Source organism: Streptomyces sp. NPDC093109, from assembly GCF_040701725.1.
Lineage (GTDB): Bacteria > Actinomycetota > Actinomycetes > Streptomycetales > Streptomycetaceae > Streptomyces.
The window spans coordinates 195,433-220,797 of the sequence record NZ_JBFBEZ010000002.1; the positions used below are offsets into that span (position 1 = coordinate 195,433).

Consider the following 25,365-nt stretch of genomic DNA (forward strand, 5'->3'; position numbering starts at 1 on the left):
TGCGTACGCCGTGAGTTGCGGAATCGCGCAACCATCGCCCGCCACCTCGACGTCTTCCCCGGTACACAGCACGGAAAGGCAGGACTCAAGGCATGAGCATCATCGGCTGGATCATTCTCGGACTGCTCGCCGGAGCCGTCGCCAAGATTCTGCTCCCCGGCCGGGACCCCGGCGGGATCCTCGGCACGACGATCATCGGGATCGCGGGCGCGTTCATCGGCGGCTGGATATCGGCCCGTTGGCTCGACCACCCCATCAACAACAGCTTCTACGACGGCGCCACCTGGGCGGCGGCCATCGGCGGCGCGCTCGTCCTGCTGATCGGCTACCGGATCCTCTTCGGCCACTCGCGGTCCCGCTGACCGGGTACGGCGCCCTCGGGGGCCGCCGCCGCGCGGCGGCGGCCGTCGGCAGGCGTCAGCGGTAGTTGACGAACTGGAGCGCGAAGTCGAAGTCCTGGCCCTTGAGCAGCGCGATCACCGTCTGGAGGTCGTCGCGGCTCTTCGAGCTGACGCGCAGCTCATCGCCCTGGACCTGCGCCTTGATGCCCTTGGGGCCCTCGTCTCGGATGAACTTCGCGACCTTCTTCGCGTTGTCCTGGGAGATGCCCTCCTCGATCGAGGCGAAGATCTTGTACTCCTTGCCGGACAGCTGCGGCTCGCCGGCGTCCAGCGCCTTCAGCGAGATGCCGCGCTTGATCAGCTTGGTCTGGAAGACATCGAGGATCGCGGCGACCCGCTCCTCGGAGTTCGCCTGCATCAGGATCTTCTCGCCGGACCAGCCGATCGAGGCCCCGACGTTCTTGAAGTCGTAACGCTGGGCGAGCTCCTTCGATGCCTGGTTGAGAGCGTTGTCGATCTCCTGCCGCTCGACCTTCGAGACGATGTCGAAACTGGAGTCGGCCATGTCCTGTGGCTCCTTGTCATCGGTGCTGCGGGGTGCTGTGCTGCCGTAAAGCCTAGTCACCCGCGCCCGCGCCCAGCGCTGATCAAACCAGTGGCGGAGCACCCCCGGGCATCGGGTATTGTTTACGTCGTTGCCACGGAGCACCGCCCACCAGCGATGATCCTCACGGCAGCGACATCCCATGGCGGTGTGCCCGAGTGGCCAATGGGAGCGGACTGTAAATCCGCCGGCTTAGCCTTCCCAGGTTCGAATCCTGGCGCCGCCACGCGAGCGAGATGGCCCCTGTCCCACGGAAACGTGCGACAGGGGCCATTTTCGTGTCAGGAGCCGTCGGCCGCCGCCGCCCTCACCGCGTCCGACGCCGGCACCGCCCCGCTGATCAGCTCCAGCGTCAGACCGGCCGTCCCCGGGGTCTCCAGCAGCTCCGCCAGGACCGCCGCCACATCGTCACGCGGCACCGGACCGCGCCCCGTTGACGCCTCCAGCGCGACAAGTCCCGTACCCGCGTCGTCCGTCAGCAGGCCAGGCCGCAGGATCGTCCAGTCCAGCGCGGCCCTTGACCGTACGTACGCGTCCGCCGCGCCCTTCGCGCGCTGGTACGCGTCGAAGACCTCGCCGCCCGCGCGGTCCGGGTCCGCGCCCATCGACGAGACCACCACGAACCGGCGTACGCCCGCGCGCTCCGCCGCGTCCGCGAAGAGCACCGCCGCGCCCCGGTCCACCGTCTCCTTGCGGGCCGCGCCGCTGCCCCCGCCCGCGCCCGCCGCGAAGACCGCGGCGTCCGCGCCCGCCAGCACCGCGGCGACCTCGTCCACCGAGGCCGACTCCAGGTCCAGCACGACCGGTTCGGCGCCCGCGGCGCGCAGGTCGTCCGCCTGCCCGGCGGCGCGGATCACGCCCACGGCCTCATGCCCGCGCGCGCTGAGCAGCCGTTCCAGCCGCAGCGCGATCTGTCCATGTCCTCCGGCAATCACGATTCGCATGATCAGACCGTACGCCGGACCGCACGCCCGGCACCGTCCCGCACGGCTTACGCGCTCACGCGCCGAGGTCCGAGCGGCCCTGCCGCGGCAGCTCCAGCGCCACCACCGCCGCCGAATCGCAGTACTCCCGCACCGCGCTCGTCCGCGCCACCACCCGGCCCCGGTGGATGACGATCCTGCTGTACGCCAGCGAGAGCGCGCCCTCGACGCTGTCCCCGCGCACCGCCAGCAGCTCGGCCGGGAAACCCGCCTCCACCCGCACCTCGGCAAGCCCCATCGCGGCCCGCGCCGCCGTGCTCACCGCGCCGTACGCGTCCGCCGCGCGCAGCCCGCTCCGGGAGGCCAGCAGATACGCGGCCTCCAGCGGATCCCCGCGCCCCACCGGGTTCGCGAGGTCCCGCAGCGCGCCGCCGCCCGCCGCGACCCGCACCCCGGCCGCCCGCAGCAGCCGTACGGGCGCCACCCCGCGCCCGCGCTCCGCGCCCGGCGACCGCGTACGGGACGGATCGCCGCCCGCGTGCTCCGCGCCGCCGCACGTGCCCTGCGGCAGGCACACCACCGTCACCCCCGCCGCCGCCAGCCGGTCCGCCGCCCGCGCCGCCACCTCGGCCGGCAGCCGGGCCAGCCCCGCGCACGGCCCGAGCGTCACGCCCTGCCGTACGCCGCCCGCCATCGCGGCCAGCCGCGCGAGCCGCGCCGGATCGGCGCCGTCCGTGTGCAGATCGACGGGACAGCCGTGCTCGGCGGCCACTTCCAGCACCGCCTCCGCGTACCCGGCCGGATCCGGGTCGAGATCGGGGCAGCCGCCCACCACGCCCGCGCCCATCTTCACCGCGTCGCGCAGCATCGCCAGACCGTCGGCCCCGGCGACGCCGGTCAGCAGCCGGGGGACCGCGACGGCGGTCAGATCGGCGAGCCCGCGCAGTGACCGCCGCGCCTGGAGCACCGCCTCCAGCCGCCCCAGCCGCTGCCGCTCGCCGATCCGTACGTGGGCCCGCAGCGCGGTCGCGCCGTGCCCCAGCTGGAGCAGGGTGGCCTCGGTGGCGCGGCGCTGGACGTCCTCCGGCGCGTACGAGACGGGCCCGCGCGGCCCCCCGCCCGGGGCGGCGAGCGCCGTGAGGGCGGTGTCGCCGTGGGCATGCGGTTCTGCGGGGGCCGGGAGCAGCAGGAAGCCGGTGAGGTCGACACGGGTGCCGTACGCGGTGAGGCCCCCGGCCGTGCCCACCGCCTCGATCCGGCCGGCGGCGAGCCGTACGTCGACGGTCCTGCCGTCGGCGAGCCGGGCGCCGCACAGGACGAGCGCGGTGGTGTCGGCCGTGGCGTCGTCGGACGGCTGCGGTGGGCTGTCGGGCATCGGGCTCCGGACGTGCAGAGGGACGGGGCGAATGAGGGAAGGATCACGCGGTGCGGTCGAGCCTAGGGGCGGCTCCGCCGCGCTTCGAGGAGGAGCGAAATAGTCGTACCGGCGAGCCCACCGACGGGGCGGGTGGGGCGCTGGTGAGGCACGGGGAAGAGGCCGTTGAAACGGATTTGGGCGATCGGCAGCCGACCGTGTAATGTCTTCATCGCTCGCCCCAATAGCTCAGTCGGTAGAGCGTCTCCATGGTAAGGAGAAGGTCTACGGTTCGATTCCGTATTGGGGCTCAGATGTTCGGTGATCCTCGCCCTCGGGCGAGGAGAACCAACATCGAAGCGGTGTAGCTCAGTCGGTAGAGCAAGCGGCTCATAATCGCTGTGTCACCGGTTCAAGTCCGGTCACCGCTACACAAAAGTAGCCGATTGTGGGGTCGGTCCTTCGATCGGCTACTCTTTTATGCGTTCATCCGTTCATCCGTTGTCCGTCCAAGGAGCACTCACGTGGCTGCCACCGACGTCCGCCCGAAGATCACGCTGGCCTGCGTGGAGTGCAAGGAGCGGAACTACATCACCAAGAAGAACCGGCGTAACAACCCGGACCGTCTTGAGATGAAGAAGCACTGCCCGCGCTGCAACTCGCACACCGCGCACCGCGAAACGCGCTGAATCAGGCTCGTACGCGAGGCCGTCCCCGTTCTGGGGACGGCCTCGCGTCGTTTCGGCATGCGGCACGCCATGCCGTAGAACATCAGTACAAGATCAGTAGGACGTTCAGCAGGACGTTCAGCAGGACGTCAGGAGGGAGCGAGTCGTGGCGCTCGACCAGTCCTTCGTGGGGCGGAGCTATCCGCCCACCGTGCCGTACGAGGTCGGCCGGGAGAAGATCCGCGAGTTCGCCGAGGCGGTGGGCGACCCCAATCCGGCGTACACCGATCCGGAGGCCGCGAAGGCGCTCGGGCACACCGATCTGATCGCGCCGCCCACCTTCGTGTTCGCGATCACGTTCAAGGCGGCGGGCGAGGTGGTCGCCGACCCGCAGCTCGGTCTGGACTACAGCCGCGTGGTGCACCGCGACCAGAAGTTCGCCTACACCCGTCCGGTACGGGCGGGGGACCGGCTGACGGTCACCTCGACCATCGTGGAGATCAAGTCCCTCGCCGGGAACGACATCATCGATGTCCGGGGCGATGTGCACGACGAGGCCGGCGAGCATGTCGTGACCGCGTGGACCAAGCTGGTGGCGCGCGCCGCCGAGGAGGCGTGAGAAACCGATGACCGCGAAGATCGGTTACGACGACGTCGAGGTCGGTACGGAGCTGCCGGCCCAGAGCTTCCCCGTCACGCGCGCGACCCTGGTCCAGTACGCGGGCGCCTCCGGGGACTTCAACCCGATCCACTGGAACGAGAAGTTCGCCAAGGAGGTCGGTCTCCCCGACGTCATCGCCCACGGCATGTTCACCATGGCCGAGGCGATCCGAGTGGTGACCGACTGGGTGGGCGACCCGGCGGCCGTCGTCGAGTACGGGGTCCGCTTCACCAAGCCCGTCGTGGTGCCCAACGACGACGCGGGCGCGCTCGTCGAGGTCAGCGCCAAGGTCGCCGCCAAGCTGGACGACCACCAGGTCCGGGTCGATCTGACGGCCATCAGCGAGGGGCAGAAGGTGCTGGGCCTCTCCCGCGCCGTCGTCCGGCTCGCCTGAGACACCGCACGAGGCCGCGGTAAGGGGTGCCCGCCAGTGCGGGCGCCCCTTACCGTTTACGTGCTCGCCGTCACCCCTTGACAAGATTAGTGAGTGGCCAATAACTTAATCCCATGGTCAGGATGAGCGCGGAGGAACGCCGCGAGAGTGTCGTACGCGCGGCGGTCACGGAGTTCGCGCGCACCGGATACGTCGGCACCTCCACCGAGACGATCGCGCGCCGCGTCGGCGTCTCGCAGCCGTACCTCTTCCGGCTGTTCCCGAACAAGCAGGCCATCTTCCTCGCCGCCGCACGGCGCTGCCTGGCAGACACCCAGCGGGTCTTCGTCGCGGCGACGGAGGGGCTGGACGGGGAGGAGGCCGTGCACGCCATGGGCGCCGCGTACCAGCGGCTCATCGCCGACGACCCGGAGAAGCTGCTCATGCAGATGCAGATGTATGTCGCCGTGGCGTCTGCGGAGGCCGCCGGTGATCATGAATTCGGTGATTCGGTGCGGGCGAGCTGGCTGGAACTCTGGGACGTGGCCCATCTGTCGCTCGGCGCGGAGACGGGCGAGACCACGAAGTTCATGGCGTACGGCATGCTCATCAACACGCTTGTCTCGCTCGGCTTTCCGGTCGGGCACCGCGTCTGGTCCGGCTTCTACGAGTCGACGCGGCCGTCCGGCGAGTGAGCGGAGCCGGCCGGTGCGGAGCGGTTCCGTCCCTCCGCCCGGCGGGCTTTTTTTCTGGCCAGGAAAGTTAGTTAGCAATTACTAATTGGAGATGCGATGCATCAGCAGACAGCACCGGGCGGCACCCGCGCCGCATGGGCCCTTCTCATCACCGGCCTCGCCGGCTTCATGGCGGCCCTCGACAACCTCGTCGTCACCACCGCGCTCCCCTCCATCCGCGACGAACTCGGCGGCGAGCTGGCGGATCTGGAGTGGACGGTGAACGCCTACACCCTCACCTTCGCCGTCCTCCTCATGTTCGGCGCGGCCCTCGGAGACCGGTTCGGCCGCCGCAGGCTCTTCATGGCCGGCCTCACGGTCTTCACCGGCGCCTCGGCCGCCGCCGCCCTCGCGCCCGGCATCGACGCGCTGATCGCCGCCCGTGCCGTCCAGGGCGTCGGCGCGGCGGTCATGATGCCGCTCACGCTCACCCTGCTCACCGCGGCCGTCCCCGCCGCGCGGCGCGGCGCGGCTCTCGGCGTCTTCGGCGCCGTCACCGGCCTCGCCGTCGCCAGCGGCCCGCTCGTCGGCGGCACGCTCACCGAACACCTGTCCTGGCAGTGGATCTTCTGGCTCAACGTCCCCATAGGACTCGTCCTGCTGCCGCTCGCCCGGTTCCGGCTGGCCGAGTCGTCCGCGCCCGGCGCCCGCCTCGACGTCCCCGGCACGCTCCTCATCAGCGGCGGCCTCTTCGGCATCGTCTACGCACTCGTCAACGCCAACGAGGAGGGCTGGACCAGCGCCATCGTCCTGCTCTGCCTGTTCGCCGGCACCGCGCTGCTCGTCGCCTTCGTACGGCACGGACTGACCCGCCAGGACGCCATGCTGCCCATGCGGATGTTCAAGGACCGCGCCTTCGCCGGCATCAACGCGGCGAGCCTGCTGATGTTCCTTGGCATGTTCGGCTCGATCTTCCTGCTCAGCCAGTTCCTCCAGGGCGTCGTCGGCTACACCCCCACCGAGGCCGGGGTGCGGATGCTGCCCTGGACCGCGATGCCGCTGCTCGTCTCGCCGATCGCCGGTTTCGTCTCCGACCGGATCGGCGGCCGGCCCGTCGTGGCCGCCGGGCTGGCGCTCCAGGCCGTCGGACTGGGCTGGTTCGCCCTGGTCCTCGCCCCCGACGTGTCGTACGCGGCCCAGCTGCCGGCCCTGATCATCAGCGGCATCGGCATGGGGCTGTACTTCGCCCCGGCCTCCAGCCTCGTCATGTCCAGCGTCCGCACCGCCGAACAGGGCATCGCCTCCGGGACCAACAACGCCCTGCGCGAGGTCGGCGGCGCGCTCGGTGTCGCCGTCCTCGGCGCGGTCTTCGCCGCACGCGGCGGGTACGACACCCCCGACACCTTCGTCGACGGCACGGTCCCCGCCCTGTGGATCGGCGCCGGCGCCGTGGCGCTCGCGGCGCTGTCGGCGCTGCTCATCCCCGGCCGGGGCGCCCGAGTCCCGGCCGGCGCGGCGGAGAAGGGCCGGAGCGAGCTGACCACCGTCGCCTGAGCTCCGCCGACCCGGCCGCGGTCCGGCCCCGCGCGTCGCCCCGCGCGCGGGACCGGACCGTACCCTTGTCCCCGTGCAGGAACTCCACGACGCGCCCCTCGCCCCCCTGACCACCTTCCGCCTCGGCGGCCCCGCGACCCGCCTGGTCACGGCCACCACCGACGAGGAAGTGACCGCCGCCGTACGCGAGGCGGACGACACCGGCACCCCGCTGCTGATCATCGGCGGCGGCAGCAACCTGATCATCGGGGACAAGGGCTTCGACGGCACCGCCCTGCGCATCGCCACCCGGGGCTTCACCCTCGACGGCACCACGCTGGAGCTGGCCGCCGGCGAGGTGTGGACCGACGCGGTCGCCCGTACGGTCGAAGCGGGCCTGGCGGGCGTCGAGTGCCTCGCCGGCATCCCGGGCTCGGCCGGCGCCACCCCGATCCAGAACGTCGGCGCGTACGGCCAGGAGGTGTCCCGCACCATCACGGAGGTCGACGCCTACGACCGCACCACCCGCGAGCGGGTCACCCTCACCAACGCCGACTGCGGCTTCGCGTACCGCCACAGCCGTTTCAAGGAGCACCCGAGCCGCTGGGTCGTGCTGCGCGTCCGCTTCGCCCTGGAGGACGCGGGCGGGCTCTCCGCCCCCCTCAAGTACGCGGAGACGGCCCGCGCCCTGGGCGTCGAGCCCGGCGAGCGGGTCCCCGCGGCGACCGCCCGCGAGACCGTGCTGAGGCTGCGGGCCGGCAAGGGCATGGTGCTGGACCCCGAGGACCACGACACCTGGTCGGCGGGCTCCTTCTTCACCAACCCGATCCTTGACGACGCGCGGTACGCCGACTTCACCGCCCGCGTCAGGGAGCGGCTCGGCAAGGACGTGACGCCGCCCGGCTTCCCGGAGGGGGAGGGGTACACGAAGACCTCGGCCGCCTGGCTGATCGACAAGGCCGGTTTCACCAAGGGGTACGGCACGGGCCCGGCCCGGATCTCGACCAAGCACACCCTCGCCCTGACCAACCGGGGCGCGGCGACCACCGAGGACCTCCTCGCGCTGGCCCGCGAGGTGGTCGCCGGGGTGCACGCGGCCTTCGGGATCACGCTGGTCAACGAGCCGGTGACGGTGGGCGTCAGCCTGTAGTACGGGCCCGGTCCTACGCGGTCAGACAGGGCCCAGCCAGGCGTCGATGCCCGCGAGCAGCTTGTCCCGTACGTCCGCCGGCGCCGCCGAGCCGCGTACCGACTGGCGTGCCAGCTCGGCCAGTTCGGCGTCGGAGAAGCCCTGGTGGCGCCGGGCCAGCTCGTACTGCGCGGCCAGCCGGGAGCCGAACAGCAGCGGGTCGTCCGCGCCCAGCGCCATCGGCACCCCGGCGTCGAACAGCGTCCGCAGCGGCACGTCCTCCGGCTTCTCGTAGACGCCCAGCGCGACATTCGACGCCGGGCAGACCTCGCAGGTCACCCCGCGCTCGGCGAGCCTGCGCAGCAGCTCGGTGTCCTCGGCGGCCCGTACGCCGTGCCCGATCCGGGCGGCGCTCAGATCGTCCAGGCAGTCCCGTACGGACGCGGGCCCGGTCAGCTCGCCGCCGTGCGGCGCGGCCAGCAGCCCGCCGTCCCTGGCGATCGCGAAGGCACGGTCGAAGTCCCTGGCCATGCCACGGCGCTCGTCGTTGGAGAGCCCGAAGCCGACGACGCCCCGGTCCGCGTAGCGCACCGCGAGCCGGGCCAGCGTCCTTGCCTCCAGCGGATGCTTCATCCGGTTCGCCGCGACCAGGACGCGCATCCCGAGGCCGGTCTCCCTGGAGGCCGCGTCCACGGCGTCCAGGATGACCTCCATGGCGGGGATCAGCCCGCCGAGGTGCGGGGCGTACGAGGTGGGGTCGACCTGGATCTCCAGCCAGCCGGAGCCGTCCCTGACGTCCTCCTCGGCGGCCTCGCGGACCAGCCGCTGGATGTCCTCGGGGGTGCGCAGACAGGACCGGGCGATGTCGTACAGCCGCTGGAAGCGGAACCAGCCGCGCTCGTCGGTCGCGCGCAGCTTGGGCGGTTCGCCGCCGGTGAGCGCGTCCGGGAGTCGTACGCCGTACTTGTCGGCGAGCTCCAGCAGGGTGGTGGGGCGCATCGAGCCGGTGAAGTGCAGATGCAGATGAGCCTTGGGCAGCAGGCTGAGATCGCGGGGGATGGTGCTCTCCATTGCTAGATCCTGCCGTACGGATCGGCCCAGTGGCAGCCACTTTCCCCGATCGTGGTCTTGTTCGAACGTAAAAACGGGCTCCCGGCAGCCTGGCCGGGAGCCCGTCGGGCCCCACGCGGTGCGGGAGCGGGTCAGTCCTTGGCCTCGCCCAGGAGCTGCTGGATCCGGCCCACGCCCTCCGCCAGGTCCTCGTCGCCCAGCGCGTACGACAGCCGCAGATAGCCGGGGGTGCCGAACGCCTCGCCCGGGACGACGGCGACCTCGGCCTCGTCGAGGATCAGCGCGGCCAGCTCGGCCGAGTCCCGCGGGCGCCTGCCGCGGATCTCCTTGCCGAGGAGGCCCTTCACCGACGGGTACACGTAGAACGCGCCCTCGGGCTCCGGGCACAGGACGCCGTCGATCTCGTTGAGCAGGCGCACGATCGTGCGGCGGCGCCGGTCGAAGGCGGTCCGCATCTCGGCGACGGCGGTGAGATCGCCGGTGAGTGCGGCGATCGCGGCGACCTGCGCCACATTGGAGACGTTGGAGGTGGCGTGCGACTGGAGGTTCGTCGCGGCCTTGACGATGTCCTTCGGGCCGACGAGCCAGCCCACCCGCCAGCCGGTCATGGCGTAGGTCTTGGCGACGCCGTTGACCACGATGCACTTGTCGCGCAGCTCGGGGACGACGGCCGGCAGCGAGGTGAAGACGGCGTCGCCGTAGACGAGGTGCTCGTAGATCTCGTCCGTCATCACCCACAGGCCGTGCTCGACGGCCCAGCGGCCGACGGCCTCGGTGTCGGCCGCGCTGTAGACGGCGCCCGTCGGGTTGGACGGGGAGACGAAGAGCACGACCTTCGTGCGCTCCGTACGGGCCGCCTCCAGCTGCTCGACGGAGACGCGGTAGCCGGTGGTCTCGTCGGCCACGACCTCCACCGGGACGCCGCCGGCCAGCCGGATCGACTCCGGGTACGTCGTCCAGTACGGAGCCGGGACGATGACCTCGTCGCCCGGGTCGAGGACGGCGGCGAACGCCTCGTAGATCGCCTGCTTGCCGCCGTTGGTCACCAGGACCTGGGCCGGCTCGATCTCGTAACCGGAATCGCGCTTCGTCTTGGCGACGATGGCGGCCTTCAGCTCGGGGAGCCCGCCGGCCGGGGTGTAGCGGTGGTACCTGGGATCGCGGCACGCCTCGACAGCGGCCTCGACGATGTAGCCGGGGGTCGGGAAGTCGGGCTCACCGGCGCCGAAGCCGATCACCGGACGGCCGGCGGCCTTGAGGGCCTTCGCCCTGGCGTCCACGGCGAGGGTGGCGGACTCGGAGATCGCGCCGATGCGGGCGGAGACCCGGCGCTCGGTCGGAGGGGTTGCAGCGCTCATACGGACCATGCTCGCAGACCCGAAACATCCGGGGTACACAGGTTTCGTACGGTGGACACATAACCCGACAAGAACTGTGGACGGTTGGCCGCCGACCGTTCCCGGGGGAGCTGTTCGACGCAGGGCCGACGACCACGTACACTCACTCGTCGTTGGCCTTCATCCGCCAAGTCCATACCGGGCACTCCATGTATCCGGTCGGATGCGGTAGGTTCGGGAAAACACAAAGGGTCGTAGCTCAATTGGTAGAGCACTGGTCTCCAAAACCAGCGGTTGGGGGTTCAAGTCCCTCCGGCCCTGCTACACACGCCTTCGCCAGGGCGTGTGCGCATGTACGTACATTCAATGCATCGCCGTGCGGCTCCCCCGGGCGCGGCACGGTCACGACCCGGAATCAGGTGAGAGAGCGTGACGGACGCCGTGGGCTCCATCGACAAGCCTGATGCCGACGATGAGTCCGCCGAGTCGAAGAAGCCCCGCAAGGGTGGCAAGCGAGGCAAGAAGGGCCCTCTGGGCCGTCTCGCGCTCTTCTACCGCCAGATCGTCGCAGAGCTGCGCAAGGTTGTCTGGCCGACTCGTAGTCAGCTGACTACGTACACCACAGTCGTGATTGTCTTCGTCGTCGTCATGATCGGTCTGGTGACCGTGATTGACTATGGCTTCCAGCAAGCAATCAAGTACGTCTTCGGCTGATCCCGCGTAGGGCGCCCAGTGCGGCGCCCCTTTCGCGTGTTCCACCCATTGAGCCAGGAAGAAGCAGCCACCGTGTCTGACCCGAAACTGAACGACGCCAGCGAGTCGGTGGAGTCCCGAGAGGACGCGACCGGCATCGTCGAGGCGGCGGACGCTGTCGAGCCAGACCAGGCCGAAGCCGCTGACATCGCCGCGGGCGAGCCGGCCGAGGAAGCCGCTGTGCACGTCGTGGACGAGGACGACGAAGACGCGACCGAGGACGTCGAGACGGTCGAGGCTCAGGACGACGCCGAGGACGACGAGGCCACCGAGGACGAGACCGCGGCTCCCGCGGTCGACCCGGTCGCCGCGCTCCGCGAGGAGCTGCGCACGCTGCCCGGCGAGTGGTACGTGATCCACACCTACGCGGGCTACGAGAAGCGCGTGAAGGCCAACCTGGAGCAGCGCGCCGTCTCGCTGAACGTCGAGGAGTTCGTCTACCAGGCCGAGGTCCCCGAGGAAGAGATCGTCCAGATCAAGAACGGCGAGCGCAAGAACGTTCGCCAGAACAAGCTCCCGGGCTACGTCCTGGTGCGCATGGATCTGACGAACGAGTCCTGGGGCGTCGTCCGCAACACCCCCGGCGTCACCGGCTTCGTGGGCAACGCGTACGACCCGTACCCGCTGACCCTGGACGAGATCGTCAAGATGCTCGCCCCGGAGGCCGAGGAGAAGGCCGCGCGTGAGGCCGCCGAGGCCGAGGGCAAGCCGGCTCCGGCCCGCAAGGTCGAGGTCCAGGTGCTGGACTTCGAGGTCGGCGACTCGGTCACTGTCACCGACGGTCCGTTCGCCACCCTCCAGGCGACCATCAACGAGATCAACGCGGACTCGAAGAAGGTCAAGGGCCTCGTCGAGATCTTCGGTCGCGAGACCCCGGTCGAGCTGAGCTTCGACCAGATCCAGAAGAACTGAGCCGGGCCAAGCCCGCGCTCCCCAGCTTCCGACAGGTCAGACAGGCTTCAACACCTGTCTGACCTGTCGGTTTTTGGCCGTGCAGCTATACCCGTTATCGTTGTGCGGTATGCCTCCGTCCGGATGACCGGATGGCGGCCGAAAACTCTCACTAGGACCCGGAGAGAGCAATGCCTCCCAAGAAGAAGAAGGTCACGGGGCTTATCAAGCTCCAGATCAAGGCCGGCGCGGCCAACCCGGCTCCGCCGGTCGGCCCCGCGCTGGGTCAGCACGGCGTGAACATCATGGAGTTCTGCAAGGCCTACAACGCCGCGACCGAGTCGCAGCGTGGCATGGTCGTGCCGGTGGAGATCACGGTCTACGAGGACCGCTCCTTCACCTTCATCACCAAGACTCCGCCGGCCGCCAAGCTGATCCTCAAGGCCGCGGGTGTGGACAAGGGCTCCGGCGAGCCGCACGTCAAGAAGGTCGCGAAGCTCACCCGCGACCAGGTGCGCGAGATCGCCACGACGAAGATGCCCGACCTCAACGCCAACGACCTGGACGCCGCCGAGAAGATCATCGCCGGCACCGCTCGTTCCATGGGCGTGACGGTCGAGGGCTGATCCAGCCCCGCAGTACCACCCAGTGGCAGGGCCATGCGCGGTCCGGACCACGAACTCCACACCTGAAGAAACACCAGGAGACGAAGTGAAGCGCAGCAAGGCACTCCGCGGCGCGGAAGCCAAGATCGACCGGGAGCGTACCTACGCCCCGCTCGAGGCCGTCCGTATCGCCAAGGACACCACCTCCACCAAGTTCGACGGCACCGTCGAGGTCGCCATGCGTCTGGGTGTCGACCCGCGCAAGGCCGACCAGATGGTCCGTGGCACCGTGAACCTCCCGCACGGCACCGGCAAGACCGCCCGGGTCCTGGTCTTCGCGACCGGTGACCGCGCCGAGGCCGCGCGTGCCGCGGGCGCCGACATCGTCGGCGCCGACGAACTGATCGACGAGGTGTCGAAGGGCCGTCTGGACTTCGACGCCGTCGTCGCCACCCCGGACCTCATGGGCAAGGTCGGCCGCCTCGGCCGCGTCCTCGGCCCGCGTGGTCTGATGCCGAACCCGAAGACCGGCACCGTCACCCCCGATGTCACCAAGGCTGTCAACGACATCAAGGGCGGCAAGATCGAGTTCCGCGTCGACAAGCACTCGAACCTGCACTTCATCATCGGCAAGGTCTCCTTCGACGAGACGAAGCTGGTCGAGAACTACGCCGCGGCGCTGGACGAGATCCTCCGTCTGAAGCCGTCCGCCGCCAAGGGCCGCTACATCAAGAAGGCCACGCTGGCCACCACGATGGGCCCCGGCATCCCGCTGGACGCCAACCGCACCCGTAACCTCCTCGTCGAGGAGGACCCGGCCTCCGTCTGACACTGACGGCAGCCGCGGGTCGCACCGCACGGAACGCAGCCGGTCCCCACACCTCTCCGGAGGTGCGGGGACCGGCTTTGCCGTTGTTCCGGGCCGTTGTTCCGGTGGCGTTGTCAGAGGCGGCCGGTAAGGTCAGCGCAAGATTTGGGTCAACTGTGCCATTCCTGTGGGGGGAACCATGAACTCGATGTACCGGACCGCCGCGGTGACCGTGCTGAGCGGTGCGCTGCTCTGTTCCACCGCCGCCTGTTCGTCCACGGACTCCGCCTCGAAATCGGTCGAGCTCGACCCGGTGGCCGCCGTCCAGCGGGCCGCCGACAAGAACGAGAAGATCACCTCGCTCTCGTACACGATGGAAGGGAAGATTCCCGGCGAGGGGGCCGTCACGGGCGAGGTGGCGATGAGCATGGATCCGCAGGCCATGCGGATGAAGATGGCGGGCAATCTGGACGGGGAGGACCAGGAGATCGAGATCCTGATCACCTCGGGCGGCATGTACATCGGGGGCGACAGCGCCGCGTCCGATCCGGACATGGACGGCAAGCGCTGGATCAAGTTCCCCGTGGGCTCTCTCGACGCGATGACCGCCGCGGAGAACGGGGAGAGCCCGCTCGGCGGAATGGGCGGCCAGGTGGACCGCAACCCGGCCGCCGAGTCCGCGTCGCTGACCGCGGCCAAGGACCTCAAGAAGGTCGGCGAGGAGACCGTCGGCGGGGTGAAGACCACCCACTACACGGGCTCGCTCCCGCTCAGCGCCATGGAGGAGTCGCTGAAGGGCCTCGACGCGAAGCGGAAGGCGCAGCGCGAGAAGAGCCTCAAGGCGTACGAGGACATGGGCATCGACACGCTCACGATGGACATGTGGATCGACGGGAACGACCGGACCAAGCAGTTCCGGACCCGGGCGGCCACGGAGGACGGCCCGCTCGACATGACGGTCAAGTTCGTCGACTACAACAAGCCGGTCGAGATCAAGGAACCGCCGGCCTCCGAGGTGGCCGACCTCGCCGAGATGATGGCGGGCGAAGGCGGCGGCGACGACGTCTGAGCGACGCGATTTGCCCTTCGCGTCCCTTCGCACGTACTCTTCCCCAGAAGCCAAAGACCGCTGGTCGTTGCCGTGTGCTCGTAAGAGTGTGCGGCGGCCGAAGGATCCGCTAGCTGCGGACGTCCTGCGCAGGTGACTGTGGAAAGCTCCCGGATCCCATTCGGTTGAGCTACGCCCCGTGCGCCTGCGCCGGGGCGTTTCGTTTTGCCCAGCCCCTTCTGAGCGGTCCTCATCACCCGGAAGGAGGCCGACGCTCATGGCAAGGCCCGACAAGGCTGCCGCGGTAGCCGAGCTGACGGACCAGTTCCGCAGCTCGAACGCCGCTGTGCTGACCGAGTACCGGGGTCTCACCGTGGCGCAGCTCAAGGAGCTGCGCCGTTCTCTCGGTGAGAACGCCCAGTACGCCGTGGTGAAGAACACGCTGACCAAGATCGCGGCCAACGAGGCCGGGATCAACGCGCTGGACGACCTGTTCGCGGGTCCGACGGCGGTTGCCTTCATCACCGGTGACCCGGTGACGTCGGCGAAGGGTCTTCGTGACTTCGCCAAGGACAACCCGAATCTCATCATCAAGGGCGGTGTCCTTGACGGTAAGGCGCTGTCCGCCGATGAGATCAAGAAGCTCGCGGACCTCGAGTCCCGTGAGGTTCTGCTCGCCAAGCTGGCGGGTGCCATGAAGGGCAAGCAGTCCCAGGCTGCCGCGCTCTTCCAGGCGCTTCCGTCGAAGTTCGCCCGCACCGCGGAAGCGCTTCGTGCCAAGAAGGAAGAGCAGGACGGTGCCGCCCCGGCGGCCCCCGTCGAGGCCGACTCCGAGTAATCACGCTCGGTCGGCCACAGCGGGCGGTACGCCCGCGGAACTGTACATACGGCACCCAGCCGAATAGTGGAAGGACCGCCATCATGGCGAAGCTCACCCAGGACGAGCTGCTCGCGCAGTTCGAGGACATGACCCTCATCGAGCTCTCCGGCTTCGTGAAGGCCTTCGAGGAGAAGTTCGACGTCACGGCCGCCGCCCCGGTCGCCGTCGCCGCTGCCGGTGGCGCTGCCGCCGTCGCGGACGCCGTCGAGGAGCAGGACGAGTTCGACGTCATCCTCACGGGTGCCGGCGAGAAGAAGATCCAGGTCATCAAGGTTGTGCGCGAGCTCACCTCCCTGGGCCTCAAGGAGGCCAAGGACCTCGTGGACGGCGCCCCCAAGGCCGTCGTCGAGAAGGTCGACAAGGCTGCCGCCGAGAAGGCCGCCGAGGCCCTCAAGGGCGCCGGCGCCTCCGTCGAGGTCAAGTAACACCACACGAGTCCGTCTCCGGCCGCTGAGAGGCGTACGGAGGCTGTCTCGGCGCCTCGCGGCGCAGCGTTGACGCGAAGGGCGATCACCCAGTCGGGTGGTCGCCCTTCGCCGTTCGCGCGGGGGGTGCCTTGCTCTTCCGCTCCCGGCGAGTATCGTGATCATCGCCGTGCTTCCGTACGCCCGGGGCCTCTCGCGGGAGGCGGGGGCCTTGACGAACCGCACGCAGCGCGCAATTCTCAGGACGCGTCGTCACAATCGATCCGGATCCGAGGCATGGATCGATGGCGAAGAGGGCAGTAACGATGTGCGCCCGCGGCGCGATGATTGCCGTAGTAGAGACATGCAGTTGAGACAAGGGTGTTGAGAAAAACGAGGGTGTCGGAAAACCCGCTCTGGACATCAGTGTGCCAAGTGGCTACACTGACCCTTTGCGCTGCCTGTTAGCTGCTCCCTGCCCGTCACCAGGGGCACCCCCTCGCAAGAGCATCGGTGAGTTAACAGCCCTGAACTGGGCTTTCCCTCTCGGTGTCCGCTTGGGACCGGTACGCGCGTAGTGAGTCCGAGCCCTCGGAAGGACCCCCTCTTGGCCGCCTCGCGCAACGCCTCGACCACGAATACGAACAACGGCGCAAGCACTGCCCCGCTGCGCATCTCCTTTGCAAAGATCAAGGAGCCGCTTGAGGTTCCGAACCTTCTGGCGCTCCAGACCGAGAGCTTCGACTGGCTCCTCGGCAACCCCGCCTGGAAGGCTCGTGTCGAGGCGGCTGTCGAGAGTGGGCAGGACGTCCCCAGGAAGTCAGGTCTGGAGGAGATCTTCGAGGAGATCTCCCCGATCGAGGACTTCTCCGGGTCGATGTCGCTGACCTTCCGCGACCACCGCTTCGAGCCCTCCAAGAATTCGATCGAGGAGTGCAAGGACCGCGACTTCACGTTCGCGGCGCCGCTCTTCGTCACAGCCGAGTTCACCAACAACGAGACCGGCGAGATCAAGTCCCAGACGGTCTTCATGGGTGATTTCCCGCTCATGACGAACAAGGGCACCTTCGTCATCAACGGCACCGAGCGTGTCGTGGTGTCCCAGCTGGTGCGCTCGCCGGGTGTCTACTTCGACTCCTCCATCGACAAGACGTCCGACAAGGACATCTTCTCCGCCAAGATCATCCCGTCCCGGGGTGCCTGGCTGGAGATGGAGATCGACAAGCGCGACATGGTCGGTGTCCGCATCGACCGCAAGCGCAAGCAGTCCGTGACCGTCCTCCTCAAGGCTCTCGGTTGGACGACCGAGCAGATCCTCGAGGAGTTCGGCGAGTACGAGTCCATGCGCGCCACCCTGGAGAAGGACCACACCCAGGGCCAGGACGACGCGCTGCTCGACATCTACCGCAAGCTGCGCCCCGGCGAGCCGCCGACGCGCGAGGCCGCTCAGACGCTGCTCGAGAACCTCTACTTCAACCCGAAGCGCTACGACCTCGCGAAGGTCGGCCGCTACAAGGTGAACAAGAAGCTCGGCGCGGACGAGCCGCTGGACGCCGGCGTGCTCACCACCGACGATGTCATCGCGACCATCAAGTACCTGGTCAAGCTGCACGCCGGTGAGACCGAGACGGTCGGCGAGAACGGCACCCAGATCGTCGTCGAGACCGACGACATCGACCACTTCGGCAACCGCCGTCTGCGCAACGTCGGCGAGCTCATCCAGAACCAGGTCCGTACGGGTCTGGCGAGGATGGAGCGCGTCGTGCGCGAGCGCATGACGACCCAGGACGTCGAGGCGATCACGCCGCAGACCCTGATCAACATCCGGCCGGTCGTCGCCTCCATCAAGGAGTTCTTCGGCACCAGCCAGCTGTCGCAGTTCATGGACCAGAACAACCCGCTGTCGGGTCTCACCCACAAGCGCCGTCTGTCGGCGCTTGGCCCGGGTGGTCTCTCCCGCGAGCGGGCCGGCTTCGAGGTCCGTGACGTGCACCCGTCGCACTACGGCCGCATGTGTCCGATCGAGACCCCCGAAGGCCCGAACATCGGTCTGATCGGCTCGCTCGCCTCCTACGGCCGGGTCAACGCGTTCGGCTTCGTCGAGACGCCGTACCGCAGGGTCACCGAGGGTGTCGTCACCGACGAGGTCGACTACCTGACGGCCGACGAGGAAGACCGCTTCGTCATCGCGCAGGCGAACGCCACGCTCTCCGAGGACATGCGCTTCACGGAGCCCCGCGTGCTCGTCCGCCGTCGTGGCGGCGAGGTCGACTACATCCCCGGCGACGACGTCGACTACATGGACGTCTCGCCGCGCCAGATGGTGTCGGTCGCGACCGCGATGATCCCGTTCCTGGAGCACGACGACGCCAACCGTGCCCTCATGGGCGCGAACATGATGCGTCAGGCCGTGCCCCTGATCACGTCCGAGGCGCCGCTCGTCGGCACCGGCATGGAGTACCGCTGCGCGGTCGACGCCGGTGACGTCATCAAGGCGGAGAAGGAAGGTGTGGTCCAGGAGGTCTCCGCGGACTACATCACCGTCGCCAACGACGACGGTACGTACACCACGTACCGCATCGCCAAGTTCTCCCGCTCCAACCAGGGCACCTCGGTCAACCAGAAGGTTGTCGTCAACGAGGGCGACCGGGTCGTGGAGTCCCAGGTCCTCGCCGACGGGCCGGCCACCCAGCAGGGTGAGATGGCGCTCGGCAAGAACCTGCTCGTGGCGTTCATGCCGTGGGAGGGCCACAACTACGAAGACGCGATCATCCTCAGCCAGCGGCTGGTCCAGGACGACGTCCTCTCCTCGATCCACATCGAGGAGCACGAGGTCGACGCCCGGGACACCAAGCTCGGCCCCGAGGAGATCACCCGGGACATCCCGAACGTCTCCGAAGAGGTCCTCGCGGACCTCGACGAGCGCGGCATCATCCGTATCGGTGCCGAGGTCGTCGCCGGAGACATCCTGGTCGGCAAGGTCACGCCCAAGGGCGAGACCGAGCTGACCCCGGAGGAGCGGCTGCTCCGCGCGATCTTCGGTGAGAAGGCGCGCGAGGTCCGTGACACCTCGCTGAAGGTCCCGCACGGCGAGATCGGCAAGGTCATCGGCGTCCGCGTCTTCGACCGCGAGGAGGGCGACGAGCTGCCGCCCGGCGTCAACCAGCTGGTGCGCGTCTACGTCGCCCAGAAGCGCAAGATCACCGACGGTGACAAGCTCGCCGGCCGTCACGGCAACAAGGGCGTCATCTCGAAGATCCTGCCGATCGAGGACATGCCGTTCCTGGAGGACGGCACCCCGGTCGACATCATCCTCAACCCGCTCGGTGTGCCGTCCCGAATGAACCCGGGACAGGTCCTCGAAATCCATCTCGGCTGGCTCGCCAGCCAGGGCTGGAAGGTCGAGGGCAACGAGGAGTGGATGGAGCGGCTGAAGGCCATCGGCGCCGACGATGTCGCGCCCGGCACGAACGTCGCCACCCCCGTCTTCGACGGCGCCCGCGAGGACGAGATCTCCGGACTCTTCGAGTCCACGATCCCGAACCGCGACGGCGAGCGGATGGTCAAGGGCTCCGGCAAGGCGCGGATGTTCGACGGCCGCTCCGGTGAGCCGTTCCCGGACCCGATCTCGATCGGGTACATGTACATCCTCAAGCTGCACCACCTGGTCGACGACAAGCTGCACGCCCGCTCGACCGGCCCGTACTCGATGATCACCCAGCAGCCGCTGGGTGGTAAGGCCCAGTTCGGTGGCCAGCGCTTCGGTGAGATGGAGGTGTGGGCGCTGGAGGCTTATGGCGCCGCGTACGCACTCCAGGAGCTGCTGACGATCAAGTCCGACGACGTGACCGGCCGCGTGAAGGTCTACGAGGCCATCGTCAAGGGCGAGAACATCCCCGAGCCCGGCATCCCCGAGTCCTTCAAGGTGCTCATCAAGGAAATGCAGTCGCTCTGCCTCAACGTGGAGGTGCTCTCCTCGGACGGCATGTCCATCGAGATGCGTGACACGGACGAGGACGTCTTCCGCGCGGCGGAGGAGCTCGGTATCGACCTGTCCCGGCGCGAGCCGAGCAGCGTCGAAGAGGTCTGACGGGTTCGCCGGCCGGATCCCGTATCCGGCCGGCTCTCCCCGGACCCGTTCAGACCATTGCTGAAGTGCCCCATCTACTCGCTGACGCGAGGGGCTCGAACCCCCGAAAGAGGGATTGACGACAAGTGCTCGACGTCAACTTCTTCGACGAGCTGCGGATCGGCCTTGCCACCGCGGACGACATCCGGACCTGGTCGCACGGCGAAGTGAAGAAGCCGGAGACCATCAACTACCGCACGCTCAAGCCCGAAAAGGACGGACTCTTCTGCGAGAAGATCTTCGGTCCGACCCGGGACTGGGAGTGCTACTGCGGCAAGTACAAGCGTGTCCGCTTCAAGGGCATCATCTGTGAGCGCTGTGGCGTCGAAGTCACCCGCGCCAAGGTGCGCCGTGAGCGGATGGGCCACATTGAGCTGGCCGCGCCCGTCACCCACATCTGGTACTTCAAGGGTGTCCCGTCACGCCTCGGGTACCTGCTCGACCTCGCGCCGAAGGACCTCGAGAAGGTCATCTACTTCGCCGCGTACATGATCACGTTCGTGGACGAGGAGCGCCGGACGCGCGACCTGCCCTCGCTGGAGGCGCATGTCTCCGTCGAGCGCCAGCAGGTCGAGAACCGCCGTGACTCGGACCTCGAAGCCCGCGCCAAGAAGCTCGAGACCGACCTGGCCGAGCTGGAGGCCGAGGGCGCCAAGGCCGATGTGCGCCGCAAGGTGCGCGAAGGCGCCGAGCGCGAGATGAAGCAGCTGCGCGACCGTGCGCAGCGCGAGATCGACCGTCTCGACGAGGTGTGGAGCCGCTTCAAGAACCTCAAGGTCCAGGACCTGGAGGGCGACGAGCTGCTCTACCGCGAGCTGCGCGACCGCTTCGGCACGTACTTCGACGGTTCGATGGGCGCCGCCGCGCTCCAGAAGCGCCTGGAGTCCTTCGACCTCGACGAGGAGGCCGAGCGCCTCCGCGAGATCATCCGCACCGGCAAGGGCCAGAAGAAGACCCGTGCGCTCAAGCGCCTCAAGGTCGTCTCCGCGTTCCTGCAGACCAGCAACAGCCCCAAGGGCATGGTGCTGGACTGCGTGCCGGTCATCCCGCCGGACCTGCGTCCGATGGTGCAGCTGGACGGTGGCCGCTTCGCGACCTCCGACCTGAACGACCTGTACCGCCGTGTGATCAACCGGAACAACCGCCTCAAGCGTCTCCTCGACCTCGGTGCCCCCGAGATCATCGTGAACAACGAGAAGCGGATGCTCCAGGAGGCCGTCGACGCGCTGTTCGACAACGGCCGCCGCGGTCGCCCGGTGACCGGTCCCGGCAACCGTCCCCTGAAGTCCCTGAGCGACATGCTCAAGGGCAAGCAGGGCCGGTTCCGTCAGAACCTCCTCGGCAAGCGAGTCGACTACTCGGCCCGTTCCGTGATCGTCGTCGGCCCGCAGCTCAAGCTGCACCAGTGCGGTCTGCCGAAGGCCATGGCGCTGGAGCTCTTCAAGCCGTTCGTGATGAAGCGCCTGGTGGACCTGAACCACGCGCAGAACATCAAGTCGGCGAAGCGCATGGTCGAGCGCGGCCGTACGGTCGTGTACGACGTGCTCGAAGAGGTCATCGCCGAGCACCCCGTGCTGCTGAACCGTGCGCCCACGCTGCACCGACTGGGCATCCAGGCGTTCGAGCCGCAGCTCGTCGAGGGCAAGGCCATCCAGATCCACCCGCTCGTCTGCACCGCGTTCAACGCGGACTTCGACGGTGACCAGATGGCCGTCCACCTGCCGCTCTCCGCGGAGGCGCAGGCCGAGGCCCGCATCCTGATGCTGTCCTCGAACAACATCCTGAAGCCGGCCGACGGCCGTCCCGTCACCATGCCCACCCAGGACATGGTGCTCGGCCTCTTCTTCCTCACCACGGACGAGGAGGAGCGCAAGGTCATCGGCGAGGGCCGGTCCTTCGGCTCGACCGCCGAGGCGACCATGGCGTTCGACAACCGGGAGCTGTCGCTCCAGGCGAAGGTCGACATCCGCTTCCCGGTGGGCACCATCCCGCCGCGCGGCTGGACCCCGCCGGCCGCCGAGGCCGACACCGACGGCACCGCCGTCGCGTGGCAGCAGGGCGACCCGTTCCGGTTCCGTACGACCCTGGGCCGTGCGCTCTTCAACGAGCTGCTGCCCGAGGACTACCCGTTCGTCGACGACTCGGTCGGCAAGAAGCAGCTCTCCGAGATCGTCAACGACCTCGCCGAGCGCTACCCCAAGGTCATCGTGGCGGCGACGCTCGACAACCTGAAGGCGGCCGGCTTCTTCTGGGCGACCCGCTCCGGTGTCACCGTCGCCATCTCCGATGTCGTCGTGCCCGAGGCGAAGAAGGCGATCGTCCAGGGCTACGAGGCGCAGGACGAGAAGGTCCAGAAGCAGTACGAGCGCGGTCTGATCACCAAGGACGAGCGCACCCAGGAGCTCATCGCGATCTGGACCAAGGCGACCAACGAGGTTGCCGAGGCGATGAACGCGAACTTCCCGAAGACCAACCCCATCTTCATGATGGTCAACTCGGGTGCTCGTGGAAACATGATGCAGATGCGTCAGATCGCCGGTATGCGTGGTCTGGTGTCCAACGCCAAGAACGAGACGATCCCGCGTCCCATCAAGGCGTCCTTCCGTGAAGGTCTGTCCGTGCTGGAGTACTTCATCTCCACGCACGGTGCCCGTAAGGGTCTGGCCGACACCGCCCTGCGTACCGCCGACTCGGGTTACCTCACCCGTCGTCTGGTGGACGTCTCGCAGGACGTCATCATCCGCGAGGAGGACTGCGGCACCGACCGCGGTCTGAAGCTGCGGATCGCCGAGCGCGGCGCCGACGGTGTGCTCCGCAAGGCGGAGGACGTCGAGACGTCCGTGTACGCGCGGATGCTCGCCGAGGACGTCGTCGTCGACGGCAAGGTCATCGCGCCGGCAAACGTCGACCTGGGCGATGTCCTGATCGACGCGGTCGTGGCCGCCGGGGTCGAGGAGGTCAAGACCCGCTCGGTCCTGACCTGCGAGTCCGCGGTCGGCACCTGTGCCTTCTGCTACGGCCGCTCGCTGGCCACCGGCAAGCTGGTCGACATCGGTGAGGCGGTCGGCATCATCGCCGCCCAGTCCATCGGTGAGCCCGGCACGCAGCTCACGATGCGTACCTTCCACACCGGTGGTGTGGCCGGTGACGACATCACCCAGGGTCTGCCCCGAGTCGTCGAGCTCTTCGAAGCCCGTACGCCCAAGGGTGTCGCCCCGATCTCGGAGGCGGCCGGCCGCGTCCGTATCGAGGAGACCGAGAAGACCAAGAAGCTCGTCGTCACCCCGGACGACGGCAGCGAGGAGACGGCGTTCCCGATCTCCAAGCGCGCCCGTCTCCTGGTCGGCGAGGGCGACCCGGTCCAGGTGGGCCAGAAGCTCACCGTCGGTGCCACCAACCCGCACGACGTGCTGCGGATCCTCGGTCAGCGCGCGGTCCAGGTCCACCTGGTCGGCGAGGTCCAGAAGGTCTACAACTCGCAGGGTGTGTCGATCCACGACAAGCACATCGAGATCATCATCCGGCAGATGCTGCGCCGTGTGACGATCATCGAGTCCGGCGACGCGGAGCTGCTGCCGGGCGAGCTGGTGGAGCGCTCGAAGTTCGAGACCGAGAACCGTCGTGTGGTCACGGAAGGCGGCCACCCGGCCTCCGGCCGTCCGCAGCTGATGGGTATCACCAAGGCGTCGCTGGCCACCGAGTCGTGGCTGTCGGCGGCGTCCTTCCAGGAGACGACCAGGGTCCTCACCGACGCGGCGATCAACGCCAAGTCGGACTCCCTGATCGGCCTCAAGGAGAACGTCATCATCGGTAAGCTCATCCCGGCCGGTACGGGTCTGTCCCGCTACCGCAACATCCGGGTGGAGCCGACCGAGGAGGCCAAGGCCGCGATGTACTCGGCCGTCGGCTACGACGACATCGACTACTCGCCGTTCGGCACGGGCTCCGGCCAGGCCGTACCGCTGGAGGACTACGACTACGGTCCGTACAACCAGTGACATGTGAGTGAACGGAGGGCGGCCGTCCCGGCGTGGGACGGCCGCCCTCCGGGCGTTTCCGGGCCCTTCACGGGACCGCTGAGCCCCGGCGTGTCGGGGTGCCCGGCATTTGTTTTGACCGGAGTGGATGAGGTAGGTACGCTCAGACCTTGTGCCTGGGGTGTGCCTGGGCTCCTGTGCGTGTCTACAGCCGCATCGGGAGTCCGAGTACCGGCCGCCGCAATCTGCGCTTCCTTTGCTTCGTGCGGGGTCATGCAGCATTCGACACACCCGACCGCGTGGGTCGGAGGTGTTCCAGGTTAGTTTCACTAACGGCACACAGAAACCGGAGAAGTAGTGCCTACGATCCAGCAGCTGGTCCGGAAGGGCCGGCAGGACAAGGTCGAGAAGAACAAGACACCCGCGCTTGAGGGCTCGCCCCAGCGTCGTGGCGTCTGCACGCGTGTCTTCACGACCACCCCGAAGAAGCCGAACTCCGCGCTCCGGAAGGTCGCACGTGTGCGTCTGACCTCTGGTATCGAGGTCACGGCCTACATTCCGGGTGAGGGACACAACCTGCAGGAGCACTCGATCGTGCTCGTGCGTGGTGGCCGTGTGAAGGACCTGCCGGGTGTTCGCTACAAGATCATCCGCGGTTCCCTTGACACCCAGGGTGTCAAGAACCGCAAGCAGGCCCGCAGCCGCTACGGCGCCAAGAAGGAGAAGTAAGAATGCCTCGTAAGGGCCCCGCCCCGAAGCGCCCGGTCATCATCGACCCGGTCTACGGTTCTCCTCTTGTCACGTCCCTCATCAACAAGCTTCTGCTCAACGGCAAGCGTTCCACCGCCGAGCGGATCGTGTACGGCGCCATGGAGGGCCTGCGCGAGAAGACCGGTAACGACCCGGTCATCACCCTGAAGCGCGCGCTTGAGAACGTCAAGCCCACGCTCGAGGTCAAGTCCCGCCGTGTCGGTGGCGCCACCTACCAGGTGCCGATCGAGGTCAAGCCCGGTCGCGCCGCCACCCTCGCGCTGCGCTGGGTCGTGGGTTACTCCCGCGCCCGTCGTGAGAAGACCATGACCGAGCGCCTCATGAACGAGCTCCTGGACGCTTCCAACGGTCTCGGCGCCTCGGTCAAGAAGCGTGAGGACACGCACAAGATGGCCGAATCCAACAAGGCCTTCGCGCACTACCGCTGGTAG

Annotated in this window: 23 protein-coding genes and 4 tRNA genes; 22 read left to right on the forward strand and 5 right to left on the reverse strand. The window is 68.4% G+C overall.

Annotation, left to right across the window (positions count from 1 at the left end):
- Positions 1-92: 92 nt before the first annotated feature.
- Positions 93-362 carry a GlsB/YeaQ/YmgE family stress response membrane protein gene (locus tag AB0389_RS03220; protein ID WP_366393594.1) on the forward strand — a complete coding sequence of 90 codons (270 nt, stop codon included), beginning with the start codon at positions 93-95 and terminating at the stop codon, positions 360-362.
- A gap of 55 nt (positions 363-417) precedes the next feature.
- Here AB0389_RS03220 and AB0389_RS03225 read toward each other — a convergent pair whose 3' ends face one another.
- The gene (locus tag AB0389_RS03225) at positions 418-906 is read right to left on the reverse strand and encodes a YajQ family cyclic di-GMP-binding protein (protein ID WP_366393595.1); all 489 of its coding nucleotides are present in this window, start codon (positions 904-906) and stop codon (positions 418-420) included.
- 183 nt (positions 907-1,089) lie between these two features.
- On the opposite strand from AB0389_RS03225, the gene AB0389_RS03230 reads away from it, so the two are divergent.
- Positions 1,090-1,171, forward strand: a tRNA-Tyr gene (locus tag AB0389_RS03230).
- A 55-nt stretch (positions 1,172-1,226) separates the two neighbouring features.
- Here the strand turns inward: AB0389_RS03230 and AB0389_RS03235 are convergent.
- Both AB0389_RS03235 and AB0389_RS03240 read right to left on the reverse strand, forming a co-directional pair.
- Complete coding sequence (locus AB0389_RS03235; protein WP_366393596.1) at positions 1,227-1,889, reverse strand: SDR family oxidoreductase; 663 nt, start codon at positions 1,887-1,889, stop codon at positions 1,227-1,229.
- A gap of 55 nt (positions 1,890-1,944) precedes the next feature.
- A complete protein-coding gene (locus AB0389_RS03240; protein ID WP_366393597.1) occupies positions 1,945-3,243 on the reverse strand; it encodes an amidohydrolase family protein in 1,299 nt (432 codons plus the stop codon).
- Between the two features lie 217 nt (positions 3,244-3,460).
- Between AB0389_RS03240 and AB0389_RS03245 the strand changes: the two genes are divergently transcribed.
- From AB0389_RS03245 to AB0389_RS03280, 8 genes are all read left to right on the forward strand, one after another.
- Positions 3,461-3,533: transfer RNA gene (locus AB0389_RS03245), tRNA-Thr, on the forward strand.
- 47 nt (positions 3,534-3,580) lie between these two features.
- A tRNA-Met gene (locus AB0389_RS03250) sits at positions 3,581-3,653 on the forward strand.
- A 93-nt stretch (positions 3,654-3,746) separates the two neighbouring features.
- A complete protein-coding gene (gene rpmG / locus AB0389_RS03255) occupies positions 3,747-3,911 on the forward strand; it encodes a 50S ribosomal protein L33 (RefSeq protein WP_003956487.1) in 165 nt (54 codons plus the stop codon).
- A 145-nt stretch (positions 3,912-4,056) separates the two neighbouring features.
- Positions 4,057-4,509, forward strand: coding sequence for a MaoC family dehydratase N-terminal domain-containing protein (locus AB0389_RS03260; RefSeq protein WP_366393598.1), 453 nt, complete (start codon positions 4,057-4,059; stop codon positions 4,507-4,509).
- 7 nt (positions 4,510-4,516) lie between these two features.
- The gene (locus AB0389_RS03265) at positions 4,517-4,945 is read left to right on the forward strand and encodes a MaoC family dehydratase (protein WP_366393599.1); all 429 of its coding nucleotides are present in this window, start codon (positions 4,517-4,519) and stop codon (positions 4,943-4,945) included.
- Positions 4,946-5,058: 113 nt separating this feature from the next.
- Entirely contained in the window at positions 5,059-5,619 is a 561-nt protein-coding gene (locus tag AB0389_RS03270; protein WP_366393600.1) for a TetR/AcrR family transcriptional regulator, read from the forward strand.
- 96 nt (positions 5,620-5,715) lie between these two features.
- Entirely contained in the window at positions 5,716-7,152 is a 1,437-nt protein-coding gene (locus tag AB0389_RS03275; protein WP_366393601.1) for a DHA2 family efflux MFS transporter permease subunit, read from the forward strand.
- A 73-nt stretch (positions 7,153-7,225) separates the two neighbouring features.
- Positions 7,226-8,281 (forward strand): UDP-N-acetylmuramate dehydrogenase, encoded by a 1,056-nt coding sequence (locus tag AB0389_RS03280; RefSeq protein ID WP_366393602.1) that lies wholly within the window; start codon positions 7,226-7,228, stop codon positions 8,279-8,281.
- A 21-nt stretch (positions 8,282-8,302) separates the two neighbouring features.
- On the opposite strand, the gene AB0389_RS03285 is transcribed toward AB0389_RS03280, so the two are convergent.
- Together AB0389_RS03285 and AB0389_RS03290 are read right to left on the reverse strand one after the other, a co-directional pair.
- Positions 8,303-9,331, reverse strand: coding sequence for an adenosine deaminase (locus tag AB0389_RS03285; protein ID WP_366393603.1), 1,029 nt, complete (start codon positions 9,329-9,331; stop codon positions 8,303-8,305).
- Positions 9,332-9,462: 131 nt separating this feature from the next.
- Positions 9,463-10,689, reverse strand: coding sequence for a pyridoxal phosphate-dependent aminotransferase (locus tag AB0389_RS03290; protein WP_366393604.1), 1,227 nt, complete (start codon positions 10,687-10,689; stop codon positions 9,463-9,465).
- A gap of 227 nt (positions 10,690-10,916) precedes the next feature.
- Here AB0389_RS03290 and AB0389_RS03295 point away from each other — a divergent pair.
- The 12 genes from AB0389_RS03295 (at position 10,917) to rpsG (ending at position 25,365) form a co-directional block, all read left to right on the forward strand.
- Positions 10,917-10,989 (forward strand) — tRNA-Trp (locus tag AB0389_RS03295).
- A 108-nt stretch (positions 10,990-11,097) separates the two neighbouring features.
- A complete protein-coding gene (gene secE, locus AB0389_RS03300; RefSeq protein WP_114622197.1) occupies positions 11,098-11,382 on the forward strand; it encodes a preprotein translocase subunit SecE in 285 nt (94 codons plus the stop codon).
- A 72-nt stretch (positions 11,383-11,454) separates the two neighbouring features.
- A complete protein-coding gene (nusG, locus tag AB0389_RS03305) occupies positions 11,455-12,333 on the forward strand; it encodes a transcription termination/antitermination protein NusG (RefSeq protein ID WP_366393605.1) in 879 nt (292 codons plus the stop codon).
- 170 nt (positions 12,334-12,503) lie between these two features.
- Positions 12,504-12,938: a 50S ribosomal protein L11 gene (gene rplK / locus AB0389_RS03310; RefSeq protein ID WP_114659687.1), complete on the forward strand. Its 435-nt coding sequence runs from the start codon at positions 12,504-12,506 to the stop codon at positions 12,936-12,938.
- Positions 12,939-13,023: 85 nt separating this feature from the next.
- Positions 13,024-13,746: a 50S ribosomal protein L1 gene (gene rplA, locus AB0389_RS03315; RefSeq protein ID WP_366393606.1), complete on the forward strand. Its 723-nt coding sequence runs from the start codon at positions 13,024-13,026 to the stop codon at positions 13,744-13,746.
- Positions 13,747-13,924: 178 nt separating this feature from the next.
- The gene (locus AB0389_RS03320) at positions 13,925-14,794 is read left to right on the forward strand and encodes a DUF1396 domain-containing protein (protein ID WP_366393607.1); all 870 of its coding nucleotides are present in this window, start codon (positions 13,925-13,927) and stop codon (positions 14,792-14,794) included.
- Positions 14,795-15,050: 256 nt separating this feature from the next.
- Positions 15,051-15,611, forward strand: a complete 561-nt coding sequence (gene rplJ, locus AB0389_RS03325) for a 50S ribosomal protein L10 (protein WP_366393608.1) — start codon at positions 15,051-15,053, stop codon at positions 15,609-15,611.
- Positions 15,612-15,694: 83 nt separating this feature from the next.
- Positions 15,695-16,078 (forward strand): 50S ribosomal protein L7/L12, encoded by a 384-nt coding sequence (gene rplL, locus AB0389_RS03330; RefSeq protein ID WP_366393609.1) that lies wholly within the window; start codon positions 15,695-15,697, stop codon positions 16,076-16,078.
- A gap of 586 nt (positions 16,079-16,664) precedes the next feature.
- Positions 16,665-20,147, forward strand: a complete 3,483-nt coding sequence (rpoB, locus tag AB0389_RS03335; RefSeq protein ID WP_366393610.1) for a DNA-directed RNA polymerase subunit beta — start codon at positions 16,665-16,667, stop codon at positions 20,145-20,147.
- A 125-nt stretch (positions 20,148-20,272) separates the two neighbouring features.
- Positions 20,273-24,184: a DNA-directed RNA polymerase subunit beta' gene (locus tag AB0389_RS03340; RefSeq protein WP_366393611.1), complete on the forward strand. Its 3,912-nt coding sequence runs from the start codon at positions 20,273-20,275 to the stop codon at positions 24,182-24,184.
- Positions 24,185-24,520: 336 nt separating this feature from the next.
- The gene (rpsL, locus tag AB0389_RS03345) at positions 24,521-24,892 is read left to right on the forward strand and encodes a 30S ribosomal protein S12 (protein ID WP_003948652.1); all 372 of its coding nucleotides are present in this window, start codon (positions 24,521-24,523) and stop codon (positions 24,890-24,892) included.
- Positions 24,893-24,894: 2 nt separating this feature from the next.
- The gene (gene rpsG, locus AB0389_RS03350; protein WP_030351427.1) at positions 24,895-25,365 is read left to right on the forward strand and encodes a 30S ribosomal protein S7; all 471 of its coding nucleotides are present in this window, start codon (positions 24,895-24,897) and stop codon (positions 25,363-25,365) included.